Consider the following 21,804-nt stretch of genomic DNA (forward strand, 5'->3'; position numbering starts at 1 on the left):
AAGTAAAGGAGGAATTTTATGCAATATCAAGCCGAACATGCATCCATCACGATTCCATCAGGAGATCACGTAGTTAGTTTACGAAATCGTAAGCGTATGGACTTAACATCTGTTAAATCCATAGAGCGTTTTGACGCAGAAGAGTTTGTAGTAAGAACTTCACAAGGACATTTAAATATTAAAGGTGAAGAGTTACGCATTGTTCATTTAGATGTGGACAAAGGGTTACTAACACTTGAAGGTCTTGTGCGAACTTTCCAATACGATGATGAAGATCGTGAACCTAGCCGTAATTTCCTGCATAAATTGTTTGGATGACGATTTCATATCAATTCTTAAGTCTGTTGGCCATGATTTTAAGTGGCGTGGCCACAGGTTTTTTAGTTGAAAGTTTTCGTGACAGTTGCCAAGCTCTCCGTCCAGGTGCAATTCTTAGACGTTACCAAAGATTTTTTGAAATTCTGTTATGGCTAGGACTCGGTTTCGCGAGTTTCTACTTATTATTTCAAATAAGAGATGGAACATGGAGAATATACGACCCGTGTGCTCAAATTGTTGGCATCCTTTGTTATGAATTGTGGTTTCGAAAGCCAATGCTACTAGGGAGACATGTGTTTATGCGATTAATTGTTCAACCAATATGGTGGGTTATTCATTTAATTGTGACGATTATTCGTAATATTGTGCGTGTCCTAGTTAAGCTATTTATGGTCATACTATGGCCTTTGATTATACTAGTTAAAAAAATAGTTAAAAAAATACCCCGAAGGACCCTTCAAAAAAAATGATTTATCAGTTATAATAGCAACTACTAGTGAGTTGACAAATTATGGCTGGGAGTGAACGACATGGGTGTGAATAATCGTAATACTGAGGAAAAGCGTAATATTTCGTCTATAAATAAGGATTATGTCCGCTCAGTTGAACGCCAAGAAAAGCGTGATAAAGCGCATAAAGTCCGTTTGTTTAGACGATTAGGTGCCTTTGCTGTCATCGTAGTAGTGGTGATGGGTTGGCTAACCCTTACAATGTTTGATAAATCACAAGCGCTGGCTGCTAAAGAAACCGAAAAAGCAGAAGTTGTTCAAGCGTTAGAAGAAGTTAAAGAAGAACAAGACATGTTGAAATCTCAAATTTTAAAATTAAATGATGATGAGTATATTGCAAAGCTTGCAAGAAAAGAATATTTCCTTTCAGAGGATAATGAAATTATATTTTCTATCCCTGAAAATGAAGAAAATGATGATAAAAACATTGATTCAAAAGAGTAGTCTTATTGACACTCTTTTTTTGTTGGCTATAATTAAGAGTGGAGATCTTTATTTTCGGATCCGATTTTACTATTACAAGGCTTCTAAAGAAGCCGGCTTAATTTTTAAGGAGGAGCATTTTTTTTATGTCAATTGAAGTAGGCAGCAAGGTACAAGGTAAAGTAACAGGAATCACAAATTTCGGAGCATTCGTCGAACTACCAGGTGGATCAACAGGTCTTGTTCATATCAGTGAAGTCGCTGACAATTATGTAAAAGATATCAATGAGCACTTGAAAGTCGGCGATACGGTTGAAGTAAAAGTGATGAATGTGGAAGCTGACGGCAAAATCGGCTTATCTATTCGTAAAGCCAAGCCACAAGCTGAGCGACCAGAACGTCCTCAACGTCCACGCCCGAATAATCGTCCAAACGATCGAGATCGTCCGTTTAAAGAGAATTTTGAGCAAAAAATGGCGCGTTTCTTGAAAGACAGTGAAGAACGTTTGACCACTTTAAAACGCGCAACTGAAACTAAACGTGGCGGTCGCGGAGCTAAACGAGGATAATTTGCTGGCTGTTTTGATCGTAGAAAAAGTGTTTTTAACAACATCCCTGCTGATATGCAGGGATGTTTTTTTGTTGTTATAAAAAATTTCAAGTTTATTAGAACTACCTTCGAAGTTGGATATTGGTTATCGTCCATTCACTGTGGGTTATCGTCCATTCAACTTGGGTTTCTGTCCACTCACTAGAGGTTATCGTCCATTTAATTTGATTTTCGTCCACTCGCGTAACGTAATCGTCCATTCGCTTGGAGAAAGACACCATTCTTCCCCAAAGGGACAGCGATTTTCTATGAGTGACTTAGAGTTATTTTTATTAGTCTTAACTTGATAAATTACTTTCTGGATAAAAGAAATCTGTCATATGCGAAGCGAAAGGAAGACCGAAAAATCTTAATGCTCATTAAAATGAAGAATAATGAACTTTTTGCAACGGCTGGTCTAAGGGAATCTTGGAAGTCGCCGAACCTGGAGATTGTTCCGTTGCGGAATAAAGGAATTGTCGAGTGTGGTAGCGAAAAAGACTGAAAGGAGTGTGGGGTATGAGTAGCAAACAACAAATATTAGGAACACATAAAAATTATCAAACGTGGTTGGATTCATTATTAGAACTGACACCTGAACAAGCAATGAGTCCATACGCGGCAGGGAAATGGTCTCCAAATGAAATTATCATGCACTTGGCTGAATGGGATCGCTTCACTTCTGAAGATCGGCTTCCTGTCATGAAAGAAGGTGCAAAACTTGAAAGGTTTCCAGCTTTCGAAGAATTTAATGCAAGAGCTGCAGCACGTGCTGCTGAACAAACATTTGAAGAAACCATCGCTTATGCGAAAAATGAACGTCAGCGCATTACGCAAAAACTTGAAGAACTAGATGAAAGTGAATGGAACAAAGAATTTCAAATTGGTGATCATACTTTGTCGATTATGAGCTATTTCACTGATTTTTGGGAACATGATGAACATCATAAACGACAAATTGAGCGCGTAAGAAACAGATAACAGAAATAATAAAAACAAAAAAACTCACAAGAGAATATCTCTTGTGAGTTTTTTAGATGACCCCTACGGGATTCGAACCCGTGTTACCGCCGTGAAAGGGCGGTGTCTTAACCGCTTGACCAAGGGGCCTAGGAAAAGCAGAAAGCGCCAAAGTGGCGCTTTCTGCTTTTCTTAATATGGCGGCCGAGGGGATCGAACCCCCGACCTCACGGGTATGAACCGTACGCTCTAGCCAGCTGAGCTAGGCCGCCGTTTTTAAAGAACATTTATAATAATACAAGTGAACATATGCGACTGTCAAGCTATCTTTTAAAAATTTATACCGTTTCTTCTGATATTTCGTCGAAATGTTTTTTGTTTGCGTTGTCACGAATAGACAAACTTTAAACAATCCTTCTCCTATAATGAGAAACATCGTATGGGAAGGGAATGGTTTCATGAAGTCGTTAACAACTGATGGTGTGAAGAAAATGCCTGTTTGGAGCCGTTGGATGCTCTTAGTTAAAACGAAAAAGTTGAAAATCACACTATCTGCATTGATTTTATTCTTCGCATTTTTCTTATCGAAGGCGGTATTGTTTGAAGCAGCGGTGCCTTTCTTTCTACCTATTTGGGCGATCGTGGCCAGAAGGTATCCTCGTTATCTACCGTTTGTATGGATTGGGGGTCTCAGTGGGAGTTTAACCCTGGGGATAGGACAAACTGTTCTTCATGTTTTGCAAATAGGTGGCTATCAAGCCGTGAGCCAAGTTTTCAAAAACAAAAAGTTCATTCCGTTTCAAGTGGCGATGGTCATCTTGCTTGTCCAATTTGGTTGGCAGTGGGTATCGTATAGCGGCGACATACCGTTGTCGGTTTCTTTACTTGTTTTGTATGAAAGTATTTTGTCGGCTATAATGACTGTATTTTTATTCCAATTATTTGTTCCTATGCATGCTTTAATGACAGCGAAATGGACGTTTGAGCGTATTGGAGCAGCCGTAATGGTGAGTGCTTTAATGTTAACTGGAATGGGAGGTTTATTATTTGGGCTCATTTCAGTACCTCTTGTACTCGTTCATGTTGTACTGTTTGGAGCGGTGAGTGTAGGAGGGGTATTTGTCGGAACGGCGGTCGCCACAATTATGGGGACCATTCTTAGTTTGTCGCAACTGTCGTTTAGCGGGATGATCGCGGTTTATGCCTTATCTGGATTGTGTGCGGGGCTGTTTCAAAATAAAAACAGGCTATGGATTGCTGTAGGTTCTTTCGGAGCTGCGCTATTCTTCACTGTATATGACACGACGTTACCGCTCGATAAAGTTTATTTTGCTTCTCTTGCTTGTGCGAGCATGATCTTTTTTATAATGCCGACTTCTTGGATAAACTATGCTCAGAATCAGTTTTTCCCAAAACCATCATCTGTTCTTTTTAAACGACAACAATGGTTAACAGATAAAGTAAATACACAACTATTCGATTTTCAACAGTTTGTAGAATTTATTACCCAACTTGTCAACGATCGCTTTCCGACACACAAAGAAACTGCTTCAACTAGCCAAACACCCGACTATTCTGTGTGTGGAACTTGCTTTAGGCAAGATAAATGTTGGGGTGTCTCTGGTCAAGGAATGTACCCAGTAATAGAGGAATGGAAAGAAACGAGAGCTCATACCAAATCAGGTGTCCGCTACCGGTTAAATGACCGAATTCAAGAAAAGTGTGTCCGTTCAAATGGCTTGGTTGATGCGCTTGAAGAAGAGTACGCAAACAACAAACTCGCTGGTCACTATGCCCATGGGAAAAAGATGCTAGCCTACCAATTACGTGATATGAGTCAGCATGTCAGTGACCTTATGGCAGATCTTCAAATGAATGAAGCAAATCACGAATCAGAAGAAGAGAAAATTTCCAAACGCTTTGATGATGCCAAAATCGCACATTTTCAAATTGATATGCTTTCCGAAGAACAAGGAGCAAGAAAAATTGTCTGTTGTTTGCCAATCAAACAAGCAGAGTGGGAAACGAATCAAATGATAGGTGAGCGACTTATCATTCCAATTCTTCATGAATTATATGATGAACCATTCGAAATTAGTCGCACTTCTGAAATTAAGGATCCATTTCCGCACCTTCAAATCACTTTTCAGTCGGCTGTTAGATTTACGTATGATTACGGTGTATTTACGAGGTCCTATCAAAATACGGTCTATTCTGGAGATGCCCATAGTGTCATTCCTTTGCATAGCGGGCTAGTTGCATTTGTTCTATCCGATGGAATGGGCCAAAATATGGAAGCTTATCATGAGAGTAGAAAAGTAATTCGATTATTAAGAGAGTGCTTACAACATCAAATGAACCCAGAAACGGCCATGCATACGTTACATTATGTCATGTCACTTAAACACCATTCTGATTTATACGCAACGGTGGATTTGGCGTTACTTGATTTACAACAAGGTAAACTGTGGTCATTTAAAGCAGGTAGCATGTCCACATATTTACTCCGAGGGAAAGATTGTGTGAAAATTGATAGTCAGAGTGTGCCTATTGGCTTCTTACCAACTATGTCGGTAGACGCAGAAGAGCGGATTGTAAAAGCAGGAGATATTTTAGTTATGTTGTCGGACGGAATGTTTTCACCAGATTATTCATTAGAAGAACAAGAAAACGAATTGATTAGGTTAATGAGAAAGCATGAATCAACACCTACTGCTTCTCTCGCTGATTTATTAGCTGCAGAATTTAATCGTAAATATCCAGCTGCAGAAGATGATCGAACGTTAATTGTAGTCAAGCTTAAGCACGCTGTACCAGAATGGTCACTCTTTTCTCCATCTTATCGAAATATTTCCCGGGAAAGAATGATAAAATAGAATAAAAGCTAGGAGGTGACAAGAAGTTGGGTTTTCGCGAAGAGGTTTTAACATATAATCAAAGACACCAATTAATAAGCGAAGGGGATCGACTTCTTGTCGCATGTTCTGGGGGCGCAGATTCAATTGCGCTCCTCACTTTTTTGCACCAACAAAAAGATTTTCTCGCTATTGAAATAGGTTGTATTCATGCCAACCACGGTCTTAGAGGGGAAGAGTCAGACGAGGATGAACGTTTTGTAAAGAAAATATGTGATAGCTGGAACATTGAGTTTCATAGTAAAACCTTACCTATCCAAAATATTCTCCTTCAAGAAAATGGGAACTTGCAAGATGTTTGTCGCAGTGAACGGTATCACTTTTTTGAACAAGTGATGGAGGAGCGTCATTACAACAAACTGGCAGTAGCCCACCATGCGGATGATCAAGTAGAATCTGTATTTATGGGTTTGACAAGAGGAACGAGATCAAATGGGATGTATGTAAAGCGCAACATTGGAAAAGCTGAATTAATTCGTCCTTTCCTATCTGTTACACGAAAACAAATAGAACAATATTTGAATGAACAGCACTATACATATCGCGAAGATTCGAGTAATAAAAAGGATACTTATACGCGTAACCGATTCCGCCACCATATCGTACCGCTCGTCTTGGAAGAAAATCCAAACGTGGCAGCGGCTATTACTAAATGGACACACCAACAACAACAAGATGAGCAATTGTTGAAGAAACTTTCCATGGTGGAATATGAAAAAATTATTCTTTCATCGGATTCACATGGACTATCTATAGATCTTCAACAATTTCAAGGTATCGAGGTTGCTTTACAAAAAAGAGTAGTTCTACTACTATTAAACTATCTATACCCTAATGAAAGTTTATGGTTAAGCCATTCACTTATTGAACAAGTCCATAGCCAGTGTCTCGAACGTGATGGTTCAAGTGAGATTCATCTTCCAGACGGGAGAAAAGGGTTCCGCCATTACTCGACGATGCTGTTTTCTATTGATGAAACGAACGCAACGACACCCGCCACAGAAAGCATAGTTGTCATGGGGGAGTGGGTATCAGTTGGTTTGGGCTTACGGATAAAGATGATTAATCGAGAAGATGCGATTAATATGGACAATGGATGGTATGTAACACTTAATCTAAGTGAACTACCTATTCATGTTCGAGGAAGACAATCAGGAGACCGATTGTTGTTAAAAGGAATGAAAGAACCTAAGCGTTTGTCTCGCTTAATGATTGATGAAAAAGTTCCTCGACATACCCGTCAGGCCGTTCAATTGATCGAAACACATCAACGGGAGATAATTGGTGTACCAGGCGTACGATTAGGTTCGCGTTTTACTAAACAACCACATGAAGGTTGGACGCATCAGTTCATGATTGAAAAAGAGAGCCACTAAGCTCAAGGAGGAACCCATATGTTAGAAAAAGATATTCAAGAAGTATTAATTTCTGAAGAACAACTACAAACAAAAATTCGTGAATTAGGCGAAGTCTTAACGGCTGATTACAACGACAAATTCCCACTCGCAATTGGCGTACTAAAAGGCGCGATGCCATTTATGGCTGATCTTATGAAACGTATGGATATTTACATGGAGATTGATTTCATGGACGTTTCAAGTTACGGGAACGCTACAGTTTCTTCAGGTGAAGTGAAAATTGTAAAAGATTTAAACACAAGTGTTGAAGGTCGTGACGTGTTGATTCTAGAAGACATTATCGACAGTGGGTTAACACTTAGCTATTTAGTGGACCTTTTTAAATACCGTAAAGCAAAATCGATTAAAGTCGTTACATTACTAGACAAACCAACAGGTCGTAAAGTTGATTTACAAGCGGACTATGTTGGGTTTATTGTTCCTGATGCTTTTGTAGTAGGATACGGTTTAGACTACATGGAAAAATATCGTAACCTACCTTACGTAGGAGTTTTGAAGAAAGAAGTTTATTCGTTTTAATAAAGTGAATTTGATTTCCGACATAAATTAAAGAATAACGTGTAAAAGGCAAGGCATATCGTTGTACCCTTTTTTCTTGGTATGATAAGATTATCAATAGTTTTTCTGTATATTTCTTGAGGGGGTTCATGATGAATCGAATATTTCGATACACCATATTTTATTTATTAATTTTCCTCGTAATTATTGGGATTTTTGGAACGTTTAACAGCGGGAAAGAGCCAACCAAAGATATCAATTATAGCGAGTTTCTTAAGGCGTTAGAAAGTGGCGAGGTTACTGAATTGACCATGCAGCCTGATCAAGGTGTGTATGAAATTCGAGGTAAAATGGAAGGGTATAAAGAGGACGAGGAATTCATTACAGCCATTACGATGGATGATCCTACAGTCCTGAAAACCATTCGAGACGCTGCTCAAACCAATAATGTAGAAGTTTTGCCAGCACCTGAAACAAGTGGGTGGGTTCAATTCTTTACTGGTTTAATTCCATTCATCATTATCTTTATCCTGTTCTTCTTCTTGTTGAACCAAGCTCAAGGTGGCGGTAATAAAGTCATGAGTTTCGGGAAAAGTAAAGCGAAATTATATGATAACGAAAAGAAAAAAGTTCGTTTTGAAGATGTAGCTGGAGCGGACGAAGAGAAACAAGAACTTGTAGAAGTGGTTGAATTCTTAAAAGACCCTCGCAAATTCGATGCAATTGGTGCTCGTATTCCTAAAGGGATTCTATTAGTAGGTCCTCCGGGTACTGGTAAAACGTTGCTTGCACGTGCTGTTGCAGGCGAATCAGGCGTTCCTTTCTTCTCAATCAGTGGTTCCGATTTCGTGGAAATGTTTGTTGGGGTTGGTGCATCTCGAGTACGTGACCTTTTCGAAAATGCCAAGAAAAATGCACCATGTATCATCTTTATTGATGAGATTGATGCAGTAGGTCGTCAACGTGGAGCAGGTCTAGGTGGTGGACACGATGAGCGTGAACAAACCTTAAACCAATTACTTGTTGAAATGGATGGCTTCGGAGCGAATGAAGGTATTATTATCGTCGCTGCAACGAACCGCCCAGATATTTTAGATCCAGCTCTTCTTCGTCCAGGTCGTTTTGACCGTCAAATTACGGTCGGTCGCCCAGACGTTAAGGGTCGTGAAGCTGTCCTTAGAGTCCATGCCCGTAACAAACCTTTAGATGAGCATGTAGACTTTAAAGCAATCGCACAACGCACACCAGGATTTTCTGGTGCGGATTTAGAAAACCTTCTTAACGAAGCAGCTTTAGTGGCTGCTCGTAGTAACAAGAAGAAAATTGATATGTTTGATATTGATGAAGCAACTGACCGTGTTATTGCAGGTCCTGCAAAAACAGGTAAAGTCATTTCAGTAAAAGAACGCAAAATTGTTGCTTACCACGAAGCGGGACACGTAGTAATTGGATTAACTTTAGATGATGCAGAAATTGTACATAAAGTAACCATCGTTCCACGTGGTCAAGCTGGCGGATATGCAGTTATGTTGCCAAAAGAAGATCGTTACTTCATGACAAAACCAGAGTTACTTGATAAAATTTCTGGTTTACTTGGTGGGCGCGTAGCTGAAGATGTAGTCTTCGGTGAAGTCTCAACTGGTGCTCATAATGACTTCCAACGTGCGACGAGCATTGCTCGAAGCATGGTAACAGAATACGGAATGAGCGATAAACTCGGACCGATGCAGTTTGGTCAAGCGCAAGGCGGAAACGTCTTCTTAGGTCGTGACTTTAACTCTGAACAAAACTATTCAGATGCGATTGCATACGAAATTGACCAAGAAATGCAAACAATGATTAAAGAGCAATACGCGCGTACAAAAGAAATTTTGACGGAAAAACGTGAATTGCTTGAGTTAATTGCAACCACACTTCTTGAAGTGGAAACGCTTGATGCTGGTCAAATTATGCACCTTAAAGAACACGGTACTTTACCGGTTCGCCCGGTTAAGGATTCTGTAACTGAAGTAGTGGACGCGGAAACGACTAAAGTTGACGAAGTAACACCAGACGTTACAGGCGCACCAAACGATCCGTCAATTGGTGATCTACCGAAGGAAGAAACAACCGTTGAACCTTCTCACGACATTAAAGAAGATCGTAAGTAAAATTAGTGCACATAAAGCTGAGTGACCTCCCTATGTGGAAGTCGCTCAGCTTTTTTATGGATAGATAATTATGGTATGATGACTTACAGAAAAGCACAGGTGCGAACTTTCTACCGAACGACGTGAAAAGTGAAGTCCAGAAGATCAGCGTAAGCAGACTGCAATACTAGAGCAATTTATTAATCGAATTTGTGGGGGACAATAATGATACTCGTTTTAGATACTGGAAATACGAATATTGTGCTGGGTGTATACCATTCAGACGAATTAATTCATCATTGGCGCATGGAAACCGACCGTTACAAAACGGAAGACGAATACGGTATGCAAGTGAAGGCTTTATTTAATCATGCAGGTATCGACTTTAGTCAAATTCATGGCATCATCATTTCATCCGTTGTCCCGTCCATCATGTTTTCGTTAGAACGCATGTGTCAGAAATACTTTGGCATCAAACCGCTAATAGTAGGTCCAGGTGTAAAAACGGGATTAAATATAAAATATGAAAATCCTCGTGAAGTTGGCGCGGACCGTATTGTCAACGCGGTGGCGGCGATAGAAGAATATGGACCACCACTCATTATTGTCGATTTCGGAACGGCCACAACCTATTGTTATATAAATGAAAAAGGCGAATATATGGGAGGCGCGATTGCTCCCGGTATAGGAATTTCAACTGAAGCGCTATTTACTAAAGCTTCTAAATTACCACGTATTGAATTAACGAAGCCTGAAAGCGTAGTTGGGAAAAATACAGTCTCAGCCATGCAAGCTGGTATTGTTTATGGATATGTCGGGCAAGTTGAAGGTATTGTATCTCGTATGAAAGCTCAAAGTAAATTACAGCCAACTGTCATTGCTACTGGTGGAATGGCTAATCTAATTGCAGCGGAATCGACCGTGATCGATAAAATTGACCCATATTTAACATTAAAAGGTTTGCACTTAATATACGAACGTAACCAATAAGAAAAGAGGGAATCAAGATGAATGATTATTTAATAAGAGCTTTAGCATTTGACGGCAAAGTGAGAGCCTTTTCGGTTCGCACAACAGATACCATAAGTGAAGCACAGCAACGTCACGCAACGTGGCCAACTGCTTCAGCGGCACTAGGCCGTTCGATGACAGCTGGTGTTATGATGGGGGCAATGCTCAAAGGTGAAGATAAACTGACAGTTAAAGTAGAAGGTAAAGGTCCACTTGGTGCCATTGTCGTCGATAGTAACTCAAAAGGTGAAGTACGAGGATATGTTTCACAACCACAAACGCACTTTGACTTAAATGAGCACGGTAAACTTGATGTTAAACGTGCTGTCGGTACTGATGGGATGTTGACGATTGTTAAAGATCTTGGGATGCGAGACTTCTTTACAGGTTCAGTGCCGCTAGTATCTGGTGAACTAGGCGAAGATTTCACGTATTATTTCGCGGCATCAGAACAAGTGCCGTCTTCAGTTGGGTTAGGAGTATTAGTAAATCCAGATAATTCAATTTTGGCTTCTGGCGGATTTATCATTCAGTTAATGCCAGGAATTGAAGATGACACGATTTCAATTATTGAAGAAAAACTAAGTTCTATGGAGCCTGTCTCTAAGTTAATTGCAAAAGGTTTGTCTCCTGAAGAATTATTGCAAGAGATTTTAGGTGAGGAAAATGTCCAAGTACTAGATAAAATGCCGGTGTCATTTGAATGTAATTGTTCAAAGGATCGTTTTGGTACAGCGATTTTAGCTTTAGGTGTAGATGAAATTCAAGAAATGATTGACGATGACGGCAAAGCAGAAGCTCAATGTCATTTCTGTATGGAAACATATGAATATTCACAACAAGAACTGGAATCTTATATCGATGAAATCAAATCATAATAATATGGGTCGCCCGCAAGAAGGGCGATCCACTCAGAAAAAATTGAAAACTAAACCAGTACTTATTGTTCTTGGTCTATTATTGCTGGGCAACTTGTTATGGTTTATCGCTTGGTTAATTCCAAACGGACCAACTGGTGGCAATGAAGTAGTGGCATCCGTAGGGAAAGAGAAAATTTCCCGTGAGGACTGGATGGTCGCTATGGAAGAACAGTATGGAAAAGAAACATTACTAGAATTGGTAAACGCCCAAGTAATGAATGCCGCTGCTAAAAAGTACGAAATTAAAGTGACTGATAAAGAAATAAATTTAGAACTATCTTTAATAAGAACTGCTCAAGACAGCACTGGGTCACAAGGTCTTTCTTTAAACAGTGATATGCAACGTCAAAAAATGCGTGCCCAGTTAATACTAGATAAAGTGTTAACAAAAGACGTGGTGATTGAAGATGCGCAAATTCAAACATTCTATGATGAAAATCAGTCCTTATATAATATTCCTACTACATATCAAGCGAGTTTAATTGTTTTACAGACTAAATCAGATGCGCAAGAGGCAGTAAATGAACTCGAAAATGGCTCTTCATTTGATGTGTTAGCTCGTGAACGTTCAGTTGATACTTCTTCGGCTAGTCTAGGCGGAGATATTGGGTTTATTTCGGAAGGGCAAGAGAACGTGGATTCCTCAGTTGTGGAAGCAGCTAGTAAACTAGAGGTAGACCAATGGAGTAGTCCCGTTTCTCTATCAGACGGTCGATACGGTGTCGTTTACTTACAAGATATTGCGGAAGGTCAAGATTTCTCGTATGAAGATGTGAAAGATCATATCAAACGTGAATTGGCGTTAGAGCAACTACCACAATCCGTTTCGCCAGAAGCATTTTGGAATGAATTTAACACCGAATGGTTTTATGGTGAATGACATTGTGAAACGAAGGTGCGAGCTGAGTTTGAAGCTGGTCACGCTCCTCAAACTTCATAATTAGACATAGAAAAGCACAAAGTTACGTATGATAACGGTATACCAAAGCAGTTTTCTGATTCGTTCAGGTGGCTGCTTTTAGTTTGCGAAAAGTCAGAAAAATTGGTAGGATTAAGAAGAAATAAAAACCAATTGAACTACTAGGGATTAGGAGTGAGAAAATGACACGAGTAGGTAATTCAGTAGCAGATTTAGTAGGAAAAACCCCGATTGTGAAATTAAACCGTCTGACAGGACCCGAAGATGCCGAGGTTTATTTAAAATTAGAATTTTTTAACCCAGGTAGTAGTGTGAAAGATCGTATTGCACTTTCAATGGTTGAAGCGGCTGAACGTGATGGGAAGTTAAAACAAGGTGATACAATTATTGAACCAACAAGTGGTAACACTGGAATAGGGCTCGCTATGATTGCTGCAGCTAAGGGGTATAAATCTGTACTTGTTATGCCTGAAACAATGAGCATGGAGCGACGTAATTTATTACGTGCATACGGCGCAGAATTAGTGTTAACTCCAGGTCCCGATGGAATGAAGGGTGCTATAGCAAAGGCGAGTGAACTAGCAGAAGAAAAAGGCTGGTATATGCCTCAACAATTTAATAACTTAGCAAATCCCGAAGTACATCGATTAACAACTGGTCCCGAAATTGTAGAAGCGATGGATCAATTAGATGCTTTTATTTCAGGTGTTGGTACAGGTGGAACAATCACAGGTGCTGGGGAAGTATTGAAAAAGAATTTTCCGGGTATTGAAATTGTGGCGGTTGAGCCAAAAGATTCGGCAATTTTATCAGGAGGGCAACCAGGACCTCATAAAATTCAAGGGATTGGTGCAGGCTTTGTGCCTGAAGTATTGAACACAGAAATTTACGATAGTATCATTCAAGTTTCAAATGAAGATTCTTATGAAACCGCACGAAAATTAGCGCGTGAAGAAGGAATTCTTGGTGGTGTTTCATCTGGAGCCGCTGTTCATGCAGCGTTAGAAGTAGCTCGTAGACTCGGTAAAGGCAAAAAAGTTTTGGCTATTCTTCCTTCAAATGGAGAGCGCTATTTAAGTACACCACTATATCAATTTGAAGACTAACCATAATAGATGAAGAGAGAGCGGAGACGTTCTCTCTTTTTTGTGGCGTTTAACTAGTCATTCACGATAAGATGTAAGCGATACTTGTTATTCAGGGGGAGAATGGACATGCAGGATGTTCAATTACATACAACAACAATTTCATTCACTAAAGATGAATTTTATTATGCTTATAAAGAACTTACACAAACTGAGTCTCATCATATCTTGATGGAAAGTGGACGTGGAGGACAATTTAGTGTGGCTGCTTGGAATCCATTAGCCGTTATCGAATCAACAAAAAGTGGTTTACTTATCAAATGGCGTGATGGGAAAGTAGAAGAAAGACACGGAGAAGCTCTACAATTAGTCGAAAAGGTAGTGGAAGAATATCAATTCGCGCATATTGCTGACTTACCAGATTTTCAAGGTGGTGCAGCGGGCTTCATTACGTATGACTATGCTCGACAAATTGAAGCGTTACCAAATGACACTGAAGATGATTTACATATTCCAGACTTGTACTTCTACTTGCTTGATCAATGGGCAGTTTTAGATATAGAGAAAGAAGAAGTGCATATTATGCATATCTCAACGGTTGATGTTGATTTGCAGGCGGAAAGTGAAAAATGGAGACAAGCTGCTAAAAAAGGTTTAGCGACTCGAGTATTTATCGCGGGTGGCGCAACTGAAGTTCTTGACGACCAGACTGAGCTTCACGTTTCAATGACTGGAGAAGTTTTTGAGGAAGCAGTGCGTAGCATTCAGGCTTATATTAGCCAAGGGGATGTGTTCCAAGTAAACTTGTCCGTCCGTCAATCAAAGGAGCTAAGCGTATCTCCGGTAATATATTATGAAGCGTTACGTTCGTTTAATCCTTCTCCGTACATGGCCTTTATTCAATCGCCCGATTTTGCCGTGGTATCAGGATCGCCTGAGTTGTTGGTGAAGAAAAAAGGCGATGAATTATCAACACGTCCTATTGCAGGTACACGTCCTCGTGGTAAAAATGAAAATGAAGATGAGCGTCTGGCGAAAGAATTAATCGATAACGAAAAAGAACGTGCTGAACACGTTATGTTGGTAGATTTAGAACGCAATGATTTAGGGCGTGTCTCGGCATATGGTTCAGTTGAAGTAAACGAGTTCATGGTTATCGAAAAATATTCACACGTCATGCATATTGTATCGAACGTCAGAGGAACACTAGCTGCAGACACGTCTAATGCGGAAGTCCTTCGCGCTGTATTTCCTGGAGGAACCATTACAGGAGCGCCTAAGATCAGGACGATGGAAATTATTGAAGAACTTGAACCCGTCAGACGTGGTTTATATACAGGTTCTATTGGTTGGCTCGGGTATACAGGTGATTTAGAATTCAATATCGTTATCCGTACAGCTTTTGTGAAAGATGGCATAGCACATATCCAAGCGGGAGCGGGTATTGTTATTGACTCAAGTCCAGCAAATGAGTACATGGAATCGTTAAACAAAGCAAAAGCACTATGGCAAGCAAAAGCAATGGCGGAGGGAGTGGGGAACAAATGATTTTAATGATCGATAACTACGATTCATTTACCTATAACTTGGTTCAATATTTTGGCGAGCTTGGAAAAGAGTTAGTCGTTAAGCGCAATGATGAATTGACTCTTGCTGAAATTGAATCGTTAAAACCAGAAATGATTGTGGTCTCTCCAGGACCTTGTACGCCAAATGATGCAGGCATCAGCCTGAATGTCATTACTCACTTTGCTGGAAAGATCCCACTTTTCGGTGTGTGTCTTGGCCATCAGTCGATTGGACAAGCATTCGGGGGAAATGTCATTCGAGCGGAGCGCTTAATGCATGGTAAAACGTCACCTGTCCATCATGATGGAAAAGGTGTAAATACGGGAATGCCAAATCCATTTCAAGCTACGCGTTATCATTCGTTAATTGTTGAAAAAGAATCGTTTCCCGATTGTTTAGAAGTGACATCTTGGACGGCTGAAGGCGAAATCATGGGTCTTCGTCATCGTGAGTTTGCTATTGAAGGTGTACAGTATCATCCTGAATCAATCATGACTGAAGAAGGCAAACAGTTACTTAAGAATTTTATTCAAACCTATTGCCAGCCGGCAAGTAAGCAGGAAGCGTAATGTGGGCTTGGATGAATGGGGAGTTTGTGAAAGCAGACGAGCTGCGCATTTCACCTTTCGACCACGGGTTTTTATATGGGTTAGGCTTTTTCGAAACATTTCGTACGTATAAAGGAAAACCTTTCTTACTCGAAGAACATATAGAGCGCTTGCGCAAGGCGCTCGATGAATTTCGAATAGATGTCGAATTGGATGTAGATTTATTGACAGCGACTATAGTGGAGCTAAATGCACGAAGTGGTGGAGAAGACGGGTATTTTCGATTGAATGTGTCAGCTGGTGCGCATGATATTGGCTTGGCTCCTTCTGTTTATGAAAAACCGACTGTGATTTTGTTCAGAAAAACCTTGCCTCCATTGACTCGTGGGAAAGAAAAATCAGCCGTGTGGTTAAAAACTCGACGCAATACACCAGAAAGTGAGCACCGTTATAAGTCACATCATTATGCAAATAATGTGCTGGCGCGCTTAGAATTACCATCTCTTGCTGAACAAGAAGGCTTTTTTTTAACAGAACAAGGATATGTAGCAGAAGGAATCACTTCTAACATTTTTTGGGTAACAGACAGTATTTTGTACACTCCTGCACTCGAAACGGGCATATTAGCTGGAATTACACGCAATACGGTGAAGCGGATAGCGGAATCACTCGGAATAATTCTAGTTGAAGGGCTATTTACTCCTGACAAGCTTGAGAAGGCAGATGAAGTCTTTGTGACGAATGCTATTCAAGAGTTGGTACCAATTCAACTACTTGGGTCGAGTCGGTTTGACGGAAAGAATGGATTAGTTTACATGAAGTTGCACGAACACTATGTGAATCAAGTGGCGCAGACGAGCAAGGAGCGATAAAGGTGAATTTAAAACACTATACTAAAGCCTTCGAAGTAAATGGAACGGTTTTTGATTTTCATAAAGAAACCATTATTATGGGGATATTAAATGTAACGCCAGACTCATTCTCAGATGGCGGCAAATATGATGCAGTAGAAGCGGCAGTTGATCATGCGAAGAAAATGATTGCTGACGGAGCGAAAATTATTGATGTCGGTGGAGAATCAACACGACCAGGTCATGCGGCTGTCAGTCTCGAAGAAGAACTTTCTCGCGTCATTCCTGTTATCCAGGCTTTATCGAGGGAACTCGATGTGGCTATTTCAATTGATACATATAAAGCAAAAGTAGCTGAAGCTGCCATACAAGCTGGTGCACATATTATTAATGATGTGTGGGGAGCTAAACGTGAACCTGCTATAGCGGAAGTGGCAGCAAGGCTCGGTGTGCCGATTTTATTAATGCATAATCGTGACAATAAAGACTATAGCGATTTTTGGCTGGACGTACGTAAGGATTTAGAAGAAAGTGTTCAAATTGCCAAAGACGCAGGTGTTCCAAATCATCACATTTGGCTAGATCCAGGTATTGGATTTGCTAAAACAACAAATCAAAATATTTTAATGATGCAACATTTAGAAAATCTTGTGGAGATGGGCTATCCGGTGTTATTAGCGACTTCTCGCAAGACTATGATTGGCAAGGTTTTAGATCTACCAGTTGAAGAACGTCTAGAAGGAACTGCAGCAACGGTTTCCTTTGGTATGATGCATGGATGTCATATGATGCGAGTACATGATGTGAAAGAAATTGCTCGCACTGTGCGCATGATGGATGTAATGACTGGTAAACAACCTTATATAGAAAGTTAAGAGGGGCGATATAAATGGATTATATTCATGTGAATGATATGGAGTTTTGGGGAAACCATGGTGTATTTGCTGAAGAAACAAAACTCGGACAGCGATTCCGTGTAACACTTTCACTAGCTGTTGAATTACAAGAAGCCGGTCAAACAGATAACTTAGACAAAACAGTTAACTATGCAGAAGCATTTTTCATTTGCCAAAAAATTGTTGAAGGTGAACCAGTTCAGTTAGTGGAGACTGTGGCAGAGCGCATTGCAACAGAAATCTTAAAGACGTTCAAAGGTCGCGTAAAAGGGTGTAAAGTAATCGTTATTAAACCTGATCCCCCAATTCCTGGTCATTATCGTTCGATTTCTGTTGAAATTACGAGAGGCGACTATGTATGAATACCGCATATTTATCGTTAGGTTCAAATCTTGGAAACCGATTTGAAATGTTACAAGATGCGGTTCGTATGTTGCAAGAGAAACCTAACTTAAAAGTTACTCAAATTTCGTCAGTTTATGAAACAGATCCTATAGGATATACTGAACAAGCAACGTTTTTAAATATAGTCGTCGAAATACAGAGTTATTTATCTGCAGAAAAAATCCTTTTAATTTGCTTAGATACCGAGCAAACTCTAGGTAGAATCCGCGAATTCCGCTGGGGACCTAGATGTATAGACCTTGACATTTTGCTTTACAATGACGAAAATATAGAGTCAGAGAAACTGACTGTCCCTCATCCGCGACTGCATGAGCGAGGGTTCGTTCTCGTTCCGTTAATGGAATTGGTGCCACAAGGCATTCATCCACTAACGGGTGTGTCTTTTAGCGAGTATGCAGAAGGACAGAAAGAAGGCGTTCACGTATGGAAAACAATCGATGGGGTAGACGCATTCGTGCGTTTAGAAAGCTAAAAGCGATGAAACAACTCGACTTTGCCCATAAAATCGGCATGTCAACATCGGTTTTAGGTCAAATCGAGCGTGGAACTCGAGTACCAACCACAGAACAACTTGATAATATGGCATCCGTGCTACATATAGAGGTAGAAGAGTTAATAGGTGAAACAAATTCATAAGAAAGGAGGATGAACAATGACGAAGATGAATGATAAGCCATTTCAAATAGGTAAGCATGTAATGGATAACCGTGTAGTGTTAGCGCCAATGGCTGGTATATGTAACTCAGCTTTCCGTTTAACGGTAAAAGAGTTCGGTGCTGGGCTTGTTTATGCAGAGATGATTTCAGATAAAGGGATTGTGCAAAAAAACGAAAAAACGATGAACATGTTATACATTGATGACAGAGAAAATCCATTGTCGTTACAAATTTTTGGTGGAGACAAAGACACACTCGTTGAAGCTGCGAAATATGTAGATCAAAACACTACAGCAGATATTATCGATATCAACATGGGATGTCCAGTATCGAAAATTATCAAATGTGAAGCGGGCGCGAAGTTATTGCTCGATCCAGAAAAAATTTACGAAATGGTTGCCGCAGTTGTCGACAATGTAAAAAAACCAGTCAGTGTGAAAATGCGTACGGGTTGGGATCTCGATCATTTATATGCAGTTCAAAATGCACAAGCAGTTGAACGTGCGGGCGGATCAGCAGTTGCTGTTCACGGACGTACACGTGTACAAATGTATGAAGGTCACGCAGACTGGGATATTATTCGCCAGGTGAAAGAAAACGTCAAGATTCCCGTTATCGGTAATGGTGATGTAGAAACTCCTCAAGATGCGAAGCGTATGCTAGATGAAACAGGCGTTGATGGTGTCATGATTGGTCGCGCGGCATTGGGTGACCCATGGATGATTTACCGCACCGTGGAATATTTGGAGTCTGGTGAATTGAAACCAGAACCATCTGTTCGTGAGAAAATGGATGTATGCTTACTTCACTTCGAACGTTTAATGGCTCTTAAAGGTGAACACGTTGCCGTTCGAGAAATGCGTAAACATGCTTCATGGTATCTAAAAGGCATCCGTGGAAACGGTAAAGCCCGTAATCTAATTAATCAAACTGAATCTGCACTTGAACTACGCACATTCATTAACGACTTTGCAGAAGAGCAAATGGCCCTTGGTGGTCGTGAACTAGAAGCAAGCGTTATGTAATACAAAATGAGCTGTCACTTTTCGTGATAGCTCTTCTTTATATAGAAGGAACTTTTCAGAATTATGGAAATACATCCAAATTTAATCTAAAAATGCGATAAGACGTGAAGACGATTGTGAAATTGTGTACAATAGGTTCATTATGAATGGCTAGCGATGACGAACAAATGGTATTTTTAATCAATCAAATACGGCCTATTGAGTTCTTCTTAGCTTTCCGTTAAATGGTTAAACGGAGCTATCAAAAGAAAAGGGAGTGAAATGAATATGTCACATTTAGATGAAACAGAAACAAATGATCAACTTTTGGTGAGACGCCAAAAGATGACTTCAATAAGTGAAAGTGGACTAGATCCATTTGGTGGTCGTTTTGAACGTTCACATTTGTCCGAAGGAATTCATGAAGAGTTTGAACAATTTTCAAAAGAGCAATTGGATGAAGAACCACGCGAAGTTACGATTGCTGGAAGAATCATGACAAAACGCGGAAAAGGCAAAGCTGGATTCGCGCATCTTCAAGACTTCGGTGGTCAAGTTCAAATTTATGTACGTAAAGATGCAATTGGTGACGAATCTTACCATTTGTTTACTACGGCTGACTTAGGTGATATCGTCGGTGTTCGTGGGAATGTTTTCCGTACACAAGTAGGAGAGCTTTCTGTAAAAGCAACTGAATTTACATTCTTAACAAAAGCACTCCGTCCGATGCCGGAAAAATTCCACGGATTAAAAGATGTTGAACAACGTTACCGTCAACGATACTTAGACTTGATTTCTAGTCAAGAAAGCAAAACCACATTTATCACACGTAGCCGAATCATACAATCAATGCGTCGTTATTTAGATGGGCAAGGGTTCTTGGAAGTGGAAACACCACTTATGCATGCAATCGCTGGCGGAGCCGCAGCACGACCATTTATTACACACCACAATGCATTAGATATGACATTATATATGCGTATTGCAATAGAACTACATTTGAAACGCTTAATCGTGGGTGGTTTAGAAAAAGTTTATGAAATCGGTCGTGTATTCCGAAATGAAGGAATTTCTACGAGACACAACCCTGAATTCACTATGCTTGAGTTATATGAAGCGTATGCGGATTACAACGACATCATGGAGTTAACTGAAAATGTAATTGCACACGTAGCACAAGATGTTCTTGGTACTACAAAAGTGATGTACGGAGAAGATGAAATTGATTTATCTCCTGGTTGGAAACGTCTACACATGGCAGATGCTGTTAAAGAAATGACTGGCGTTGATTTCTGGGTAGAAATGACGAAAGAACAAGCACACGCTTTAGCGAAAGAACACGGAGTAGATGTTAAACCTTCTATGGAAGTTGGACATGTGCTAAACGAATTCTTTGAGCAAAAAGTCGAAGAGTCATTAGTTCAACCTACATTTATTTATGGACATCCGGTGGAAATCTCGCCATTAGCTAAGAAGAATCCACAAGATGGTCGTTTCACAGATCGTTTTGAGTTATTCATCGTTCGTCGTGAACACGCAAATGCTTTCACGGAACTAAACGATCCTATCGATCAACGCGAACGTTTCGAAGCACAGCTCGTTGAAAAAGAAGCAGGTAATGATGAAGCTCATGAAATGGATGATGATTTTATCGAAGCGCTTGAATACGGAATGCCGCCAACAGGTGGACTGGGAATCGGGATTGATCGTTTAATTATGTTGTTAACGAATTCTCCTTCGATTCGCGATGTACTGTTATTCCCACAAATGCGTCACCGTGATTAAGTTAATGATACAAGAAAGAAGTCGGGTTTCGTCCCGGCTTCTTTTTCATTTGTAGGGAAGAATCTAAGGTTTATTAATTTAATAATCTTTTAATTTTAAAAGGGCTTGTGTGGTCTTTTGGATGGTGGTATAGTAATCAAGTCGCCAAAACGAGCGGCAAACAAAATTGAAAAAGCAAAACTTTTTGTTGACATGACAAACTAGATTTGCTAAGATATAAAAGTTGCTGTCGCGAGAGTGACCAACGAAATGAACCTTGAAAACTGAACAGCAAAACGTCAACTAACAAGCGGAACGCACTTCGGTGCCGGAAGCATAAACGTTTTCTTCCGCCGACACCTGTCGGTATCGAAAACAAACTTGAACTTAATTGTTCATTATAAACGTCAAATTTTT

At 40.1% G+C, this 21,804-nt stretch carries 22 protein-coding genes and 2 tRNA genes; 22 read left to right on the forward strand and 2 right to left on the reverse strand.

Annotation, left to right across the window (positions count from 1 at the left end; translation table 11 throughout):
* Positions 1-18 precede the first annotated feature (18 nt).
* The 5 genes from yabP (at position 19) to WBG45_RS13140 (ending at position 2,820) form a co-directional block, all read left to right on the forward strand.
* The gene (gene yabP / locus WBG45_RS13120; RefSeq protein WP_024536349.1) at positions 19-318 is read left to right on the forward strand and encodes a sporulation protein YabP; all 300 of its coding nucleotides are present in this window, start codon (positions 19-21) and stop codon (positions 316-318) included.
* The gene (gene yabQ / locus WBG45_RS13125; protein ID WP_424415218.1) at positions 315-788 is read left to right on the forward strand and encodes a spore cortex biosynthesis protein YabQ; all 474 of its coding nucleotides are present in this window, start codon (positions 315-317) and stop codon (positions 786-788) included. Before yabP ends, yabQ begins: the two co-directional genes overlap by 4 nt.
* Positions 789-848: 60 nt before the next feature.
* Complete coding sequence (locus WBG45_RS13130; protein ID WP_424415220.1) at positions 849-1,271, forward strand: FtsB family cell division protein; 423 nt, start codon at positions 849-851, stop codon at positions 1,269-1,271.
* 125 nt (positions 1,272-1,396) lie between these two features.
* Complete coding sequence (locus WBG45_RS13135; RefSeq protein ID WP_424415222.1) at positions 1,397-1,819, forward strand: S1 domain-containing RNA-binding protein; 423 nt, start codon at positions 1,397-1,399, stop codon at positions 1,817-1,819.
* A 539-nt stretch (positions 1,820-2,358) separates the two neighbouring features.
* A complete protein-coding gene (locus tag WBG45_RS13140; RefSeq protein WP_424415224.1) occupies positions 2,359-2,820 on the forward strand; it encodes a DinB family protein in 462 nt (153 codons plus the stop codon).
* Positions 2,821-2,877: 57 nt separating this feature from the next.
* Here the strand turns inward: WBG45_RS13140 and WBG45_RS13145 are convergent.
* Positions 2,878-2,949, reverse strand: a tRNA-Glu gene (locus WBG45_RS13145).
* A 48-nt stretch (positions 2,950-2,997) separates the two neighbouring features.
* Positions 2,998-3,071, reverse strand: a tRNA-Met gene (locus WBG45_RS13150).
* A 153-nt stretch (positions 3,072-3,224) separates the two neighbouring features.
* Here WBG45_RS13150 and WBG45_RS13155 point away from each other — a divergent pair.
* The 17 genes from WBG45_RS13155 to lysS all read left to right on the forward strand — a co-directional run bounded on the left by WBG45_RS13155 (position 3,225) and on the right by lysS (position 21,408).
* The gene (locus WBG45_RS13155; protein WP_424415226.1) at positions 3,225-5,675 is read left to right on the forward strand and encodes a SpoIIE family protein phosphatase; all 2,451 of its coding nucleotides are present in this window, start codon (positions 3,225-3,227) and stop codon (positions 5,673-5,675) included.
* A 26-nt stretch (positions 5,676-5,701) separates the two neighbouring features.
* Positions 5,702-7,090 (forward strand): tRNA lysidine(34) synthetase TilS, encoded by a 1,389-nt coding sequence (gene tilS / locus WBG45_RS13160; protein ID WP_424415228.1) that lies wholly within the window; start codon positions 5,702-5,704, stop codon positions 7,088-7,090.
* An 18-nt stretch (positions 7,091-7,108) separates the two neighbouring features.
* Positions 7,109-7,651, forward strand: coding sequence for a hypoxanthine phosphoribosyltransferase (gene hpt, locus WBG45_RS13165; RefSeq protein ID WP_024536356.1), 543 nt, complete (start codon positions 7,109-7,111; stop codon positions 7,649-7,651).
* Between the two features lie 131 nt (positions 7,652-7,782).
* Entirely contained in the window at positions 7,783-9,780 is a 1,998-nt protein-coding gene (gene ftsH / locus WBG45_RS13170; RefSeq protein ID WP_424415230.1) for an ATP-dependent zinc metalloprotease FtsH, read from the forward strand.
* Positions 9,781-9,984: 204 nt separating this feature from the next.
* A complete protein-coding gene (locus WBG45_RS13175) occupies positions 9,985-10,749 on the forward strand; it encodes a type III pantothenate kinase (protein ID WP_424415232.1) in 765 nt (254 codons plus the stop codon).
* Between the two features lie 17 nt (positions 10,750-10,766).
* Positions 10,767-11,648 carry an Hsp33 family molecular chaperone HslO gene (hslO, locus tag WBG45_RS13180; protein ID WP_424415234.1) on the forward strand — a complete coding sequence of 294 codons (882 nt, stop codon included), beginning with the start codon at positions 10,767-10,769 and terminating at the stop codon, positions 11,646-11,648.
* Positions 11,632-12,570 (forward strand): peptidyl-prolyl cis-trans isomerase, encoded by a 939-nt coding sequence (locus WBG45_RS13185; protein ID WP_424415236.1) that lies wholly within the window; start codon positions 11,632-11,634, stop codon positions 12,568-12,570. Before hslO ends, WBG45_RS13185 begins: the two co-directional genes overlap by 17 nt.
* 221 nt (positions 12,571-12,791) lie before the next feature.
* Positions 12,792-13,715, forward strand: a complete 924-nt coding sequence (cysK, locus tag WBG45_RS13190; protein ID WP_424415238.1) for a cysteine synthase A — start codon at positions 12,792-12,794, stop codon at positions 13,713-13,715.
* 108 nt (positions 13,716-13,823) lie between these two features.
* Positions 13,824-15,242 carry an anthranilate synthase component I family protein gene (locus WBG45_RS13195; RefSeq protein WP_424415240.1) on the forward strand — a complete coding sequence of 473 codons (1,419 nt, stop codon included), beginning with the start codon at positions 13,824-13,826 and terminating at the stop codon, positions 15,240-15,242.
* On the forward strand, positions 15,239-15,832 hold the full coding sequence (gene pabA / locus WBG45_RS13200; RefSeq protein ID WP_424415241.1) for an aminodeoxychorismate/anthranilate synthase component II: 594 nt from the start codon (positions 15,239-15,241) through the stop codon (positions 15,830-15,832). The genes WBG45_RS13195 and pabA overlap by 4 nt, the downstream gene beginning before the upstream one ends.
* Entirely contained in the window at positions 15,832-16,683 is an 852-nt protein-coding gene (gene pabC, locus WBG45_RS13205) for an aminodeoxychorismate lyase (RefSeq protein ID WP_424415242.1), read from the forward strand. Before pabA ends, pabC begins: the two co-directional genes overlap by 1 nt.
* Positions 16,684-16,685: 2 nt before the next feature.
* Entirely contained in the window at positions 16,686-17,537 is an 852-nt protein-coding gene (gene folP / locus WBG45_RS13210; RefSeq protein WP_424415243.1) for a dihydropteroate synthase, read from the forward strand.
* A gap of 14 nt (positions 17,538-17,551) precedes the next feature.
* Positions 17,552-17,920 (forward strand): dihydroneopterin aldolase, encoded by a 369-nt coding sequence (gene folB / locus WBG45_RS13215; RefSeq protein WP_424415245.1) that lies wholly within the window; start codon positions 17,552-17,554, stop codon positions 17,918-17,920.
* Positions 17,917-18,435 (forward strand): 2-amino-4-hydroxy-6-hydroxymethyldihydropteridine diphosphokinase, encoded by a 519-nt coding sequence (folK, locus tag WBG45_RS13220; protein WP_424415247.1) that lies wholly within the window; start codon positions 17,917-17,919, stop codon positions 18,433-18,435. The genes folB and folK overlap by 4 nt, the downstream gene beginning before the upstream one ends.
* Entirely contained in the window at positions 18,387-18,599 is a 213-nt protein-coding gene (locus tag WBG45_RS13225) for a helix-turn-helix domain-containing protein (protein WP_424415249.1), read from the forward strand. The genes folK and WBG45_RS13225 overlap by 49 nt, the downstream gene beginning before the upstream one ends.
* 16 nt (positions 18,600-18,615) lie before the next feature.
* A complete protein-coding gene (gene dusB / locus WBG45_RS13230; protein WP_424415251.1) occupies positions 18,616-19,644 on the forward strand; it encodes a tRNA dihydrouridine synthase DusB in 1,029 nt (342 codons plus the stop codon).
* 267 nt (positions 19,645-19,911) lie between these two features.
* On the forward strand, positions 19,912-21,408 hold the full coding sequence (gene lysS / locus WBG45_RS13235; RefSeq protein WP_424415252.1) for a lysine--tRNA ligase: 1,497 nt from the start codon (positions 19,912-19,914) through the stop codon (positions 21,406-21,408).
* The last annotated feature ends 396 nt before the right edge of the window (positions 21,409-21,804 follow it).

This window comes from Paenisporosarcina sp. (assembly GCF_049671445.1).
Lineage (GTDB): Bacteria > Bacillota > Bacilli > Bacillales_A > Planococcaceae > Paenisporosarcina.

Coding starts and splice junctions, on each gene's coding strand:
- yabP (WP_024536349.1), top strand. CDS start 19: ATGCAATATCAAGCCGAACATGCATCCATCACGATTCCATCAGGAGAT.
- yabQ (WP_424415218.1), top strand. CDS start 315: ATGACGATTTCATATCAATTCTTAAGTCTGTTGGCCATGATTTTAAGT.
- WBG45_RS13130 (WP_424415220.1), top strand. CDS start 849: ATGGGTGTGAATAATCGTAATACTGAGGAAAAGCGTAATATTTCGTCT.
- WBG45_RS13135 (WP_424415222.1), top strand. CDS start 1,397: ATGTCAATTGAAGTAGGCAGCAAGGTACAAGGTAAAGTAACAGGAATC.
- WBG45_RS13140 (WP_424415224.1), top strand. CDS start 2,359: ATGAGTAGCAAACAACAAATATTAGGAACACATAAAAATTATCAAACG.
- WBG45_RS13155 (WP_424415226.1), top strand. CDS start 3,225: ATGAGAAACATCGTATGGGAAGGGAATGGTTTCATGAAGTCGTTAACA.
- hpt (WP_024536356.1), top strand. CDS start 7,109: ATGTTAGAAAAAGATATTCAAGAAGTATTAATTTCTGAAGAACAACTA.
- ftsH (WP_424415230.1), top strand. CDS start 7,783: ATGAATCGAATATTTCGATACACCATATTTTATTTATTAATTTTCCTC.
- WBG45_RS13175 (WP_424415232.1), top strand. CDS start 9,985: ATGATACTCGTTTTAGATACTGGAAATACGAATATTGTGCTGGGTGTA.
- hslO (WP_424415234.1), top strand. CDS start 10,767: ATGAATGATTATTTAATAAGAGCTTTAGCATTTGACGGCAAAGTGAGA.
- WBG45_RS13185 (WP_424415236.1), top strand. CDS start 11,632: ATGAAATCAAATCATAATAATATGGGTCGCCCGCAAGAAGGGCGATCC.
- cysK (WP_424415238.1), top strand. CDS start 12,792: ATGACACGAGTAGGTAATTCAGTAGCAGATTTAGTAGGAAAAACCCCG.
- WBG45_RS13195 (WP_424415240.1), top strand. CDS start 13,824: ATGCAGGATGTTCAATTACATACAACAACAATTTCATTCACTAAAGAT.
- pabA (WP_424415241.1), top strand. CDS start 15,239: ATGATTTTAATGATCGATAACTACGATTCATTTACCTATAACTTGGTT.
- pabC (WP_424415242.1), top strand. CDS start 15,832: ATGTGGGCTTGGATGAATGGGGAGTTTGTGAAAGCAGACGAGCTGCGC.
- folB (WP_424415245.1), top strand. CDS start 17,552: ATGGATTATATTCATGTGAATGATATGGAGTTTTGGGGAAACCATGGT.
- folK (WP_424415247.1), top strand. CDS start 17,917: ATGAATACCGCATATTTATCGTTAGGTTCAAATCTTGGAAACCGATTT.
- WBG45_RS13225 (WP_424415249.1), top strand. CDS start 18,387: ATGGAAAACAATCGATGGGGTAGACGCATTCGTGCGTTTAGAAAGCTA.
- dusB (WP_424415251.1), top strand. CDS start 18,616: ATGACGAAGATGAATGATAAGCCATTTCAAATAGGTAAGCATGTAATG.
- lysS (WP_424415252.1), top strand. CDS start 19,912: ATGTCACATTTAGATGAAACAGAAACAAATGATCAACTTTTGGTGAGA.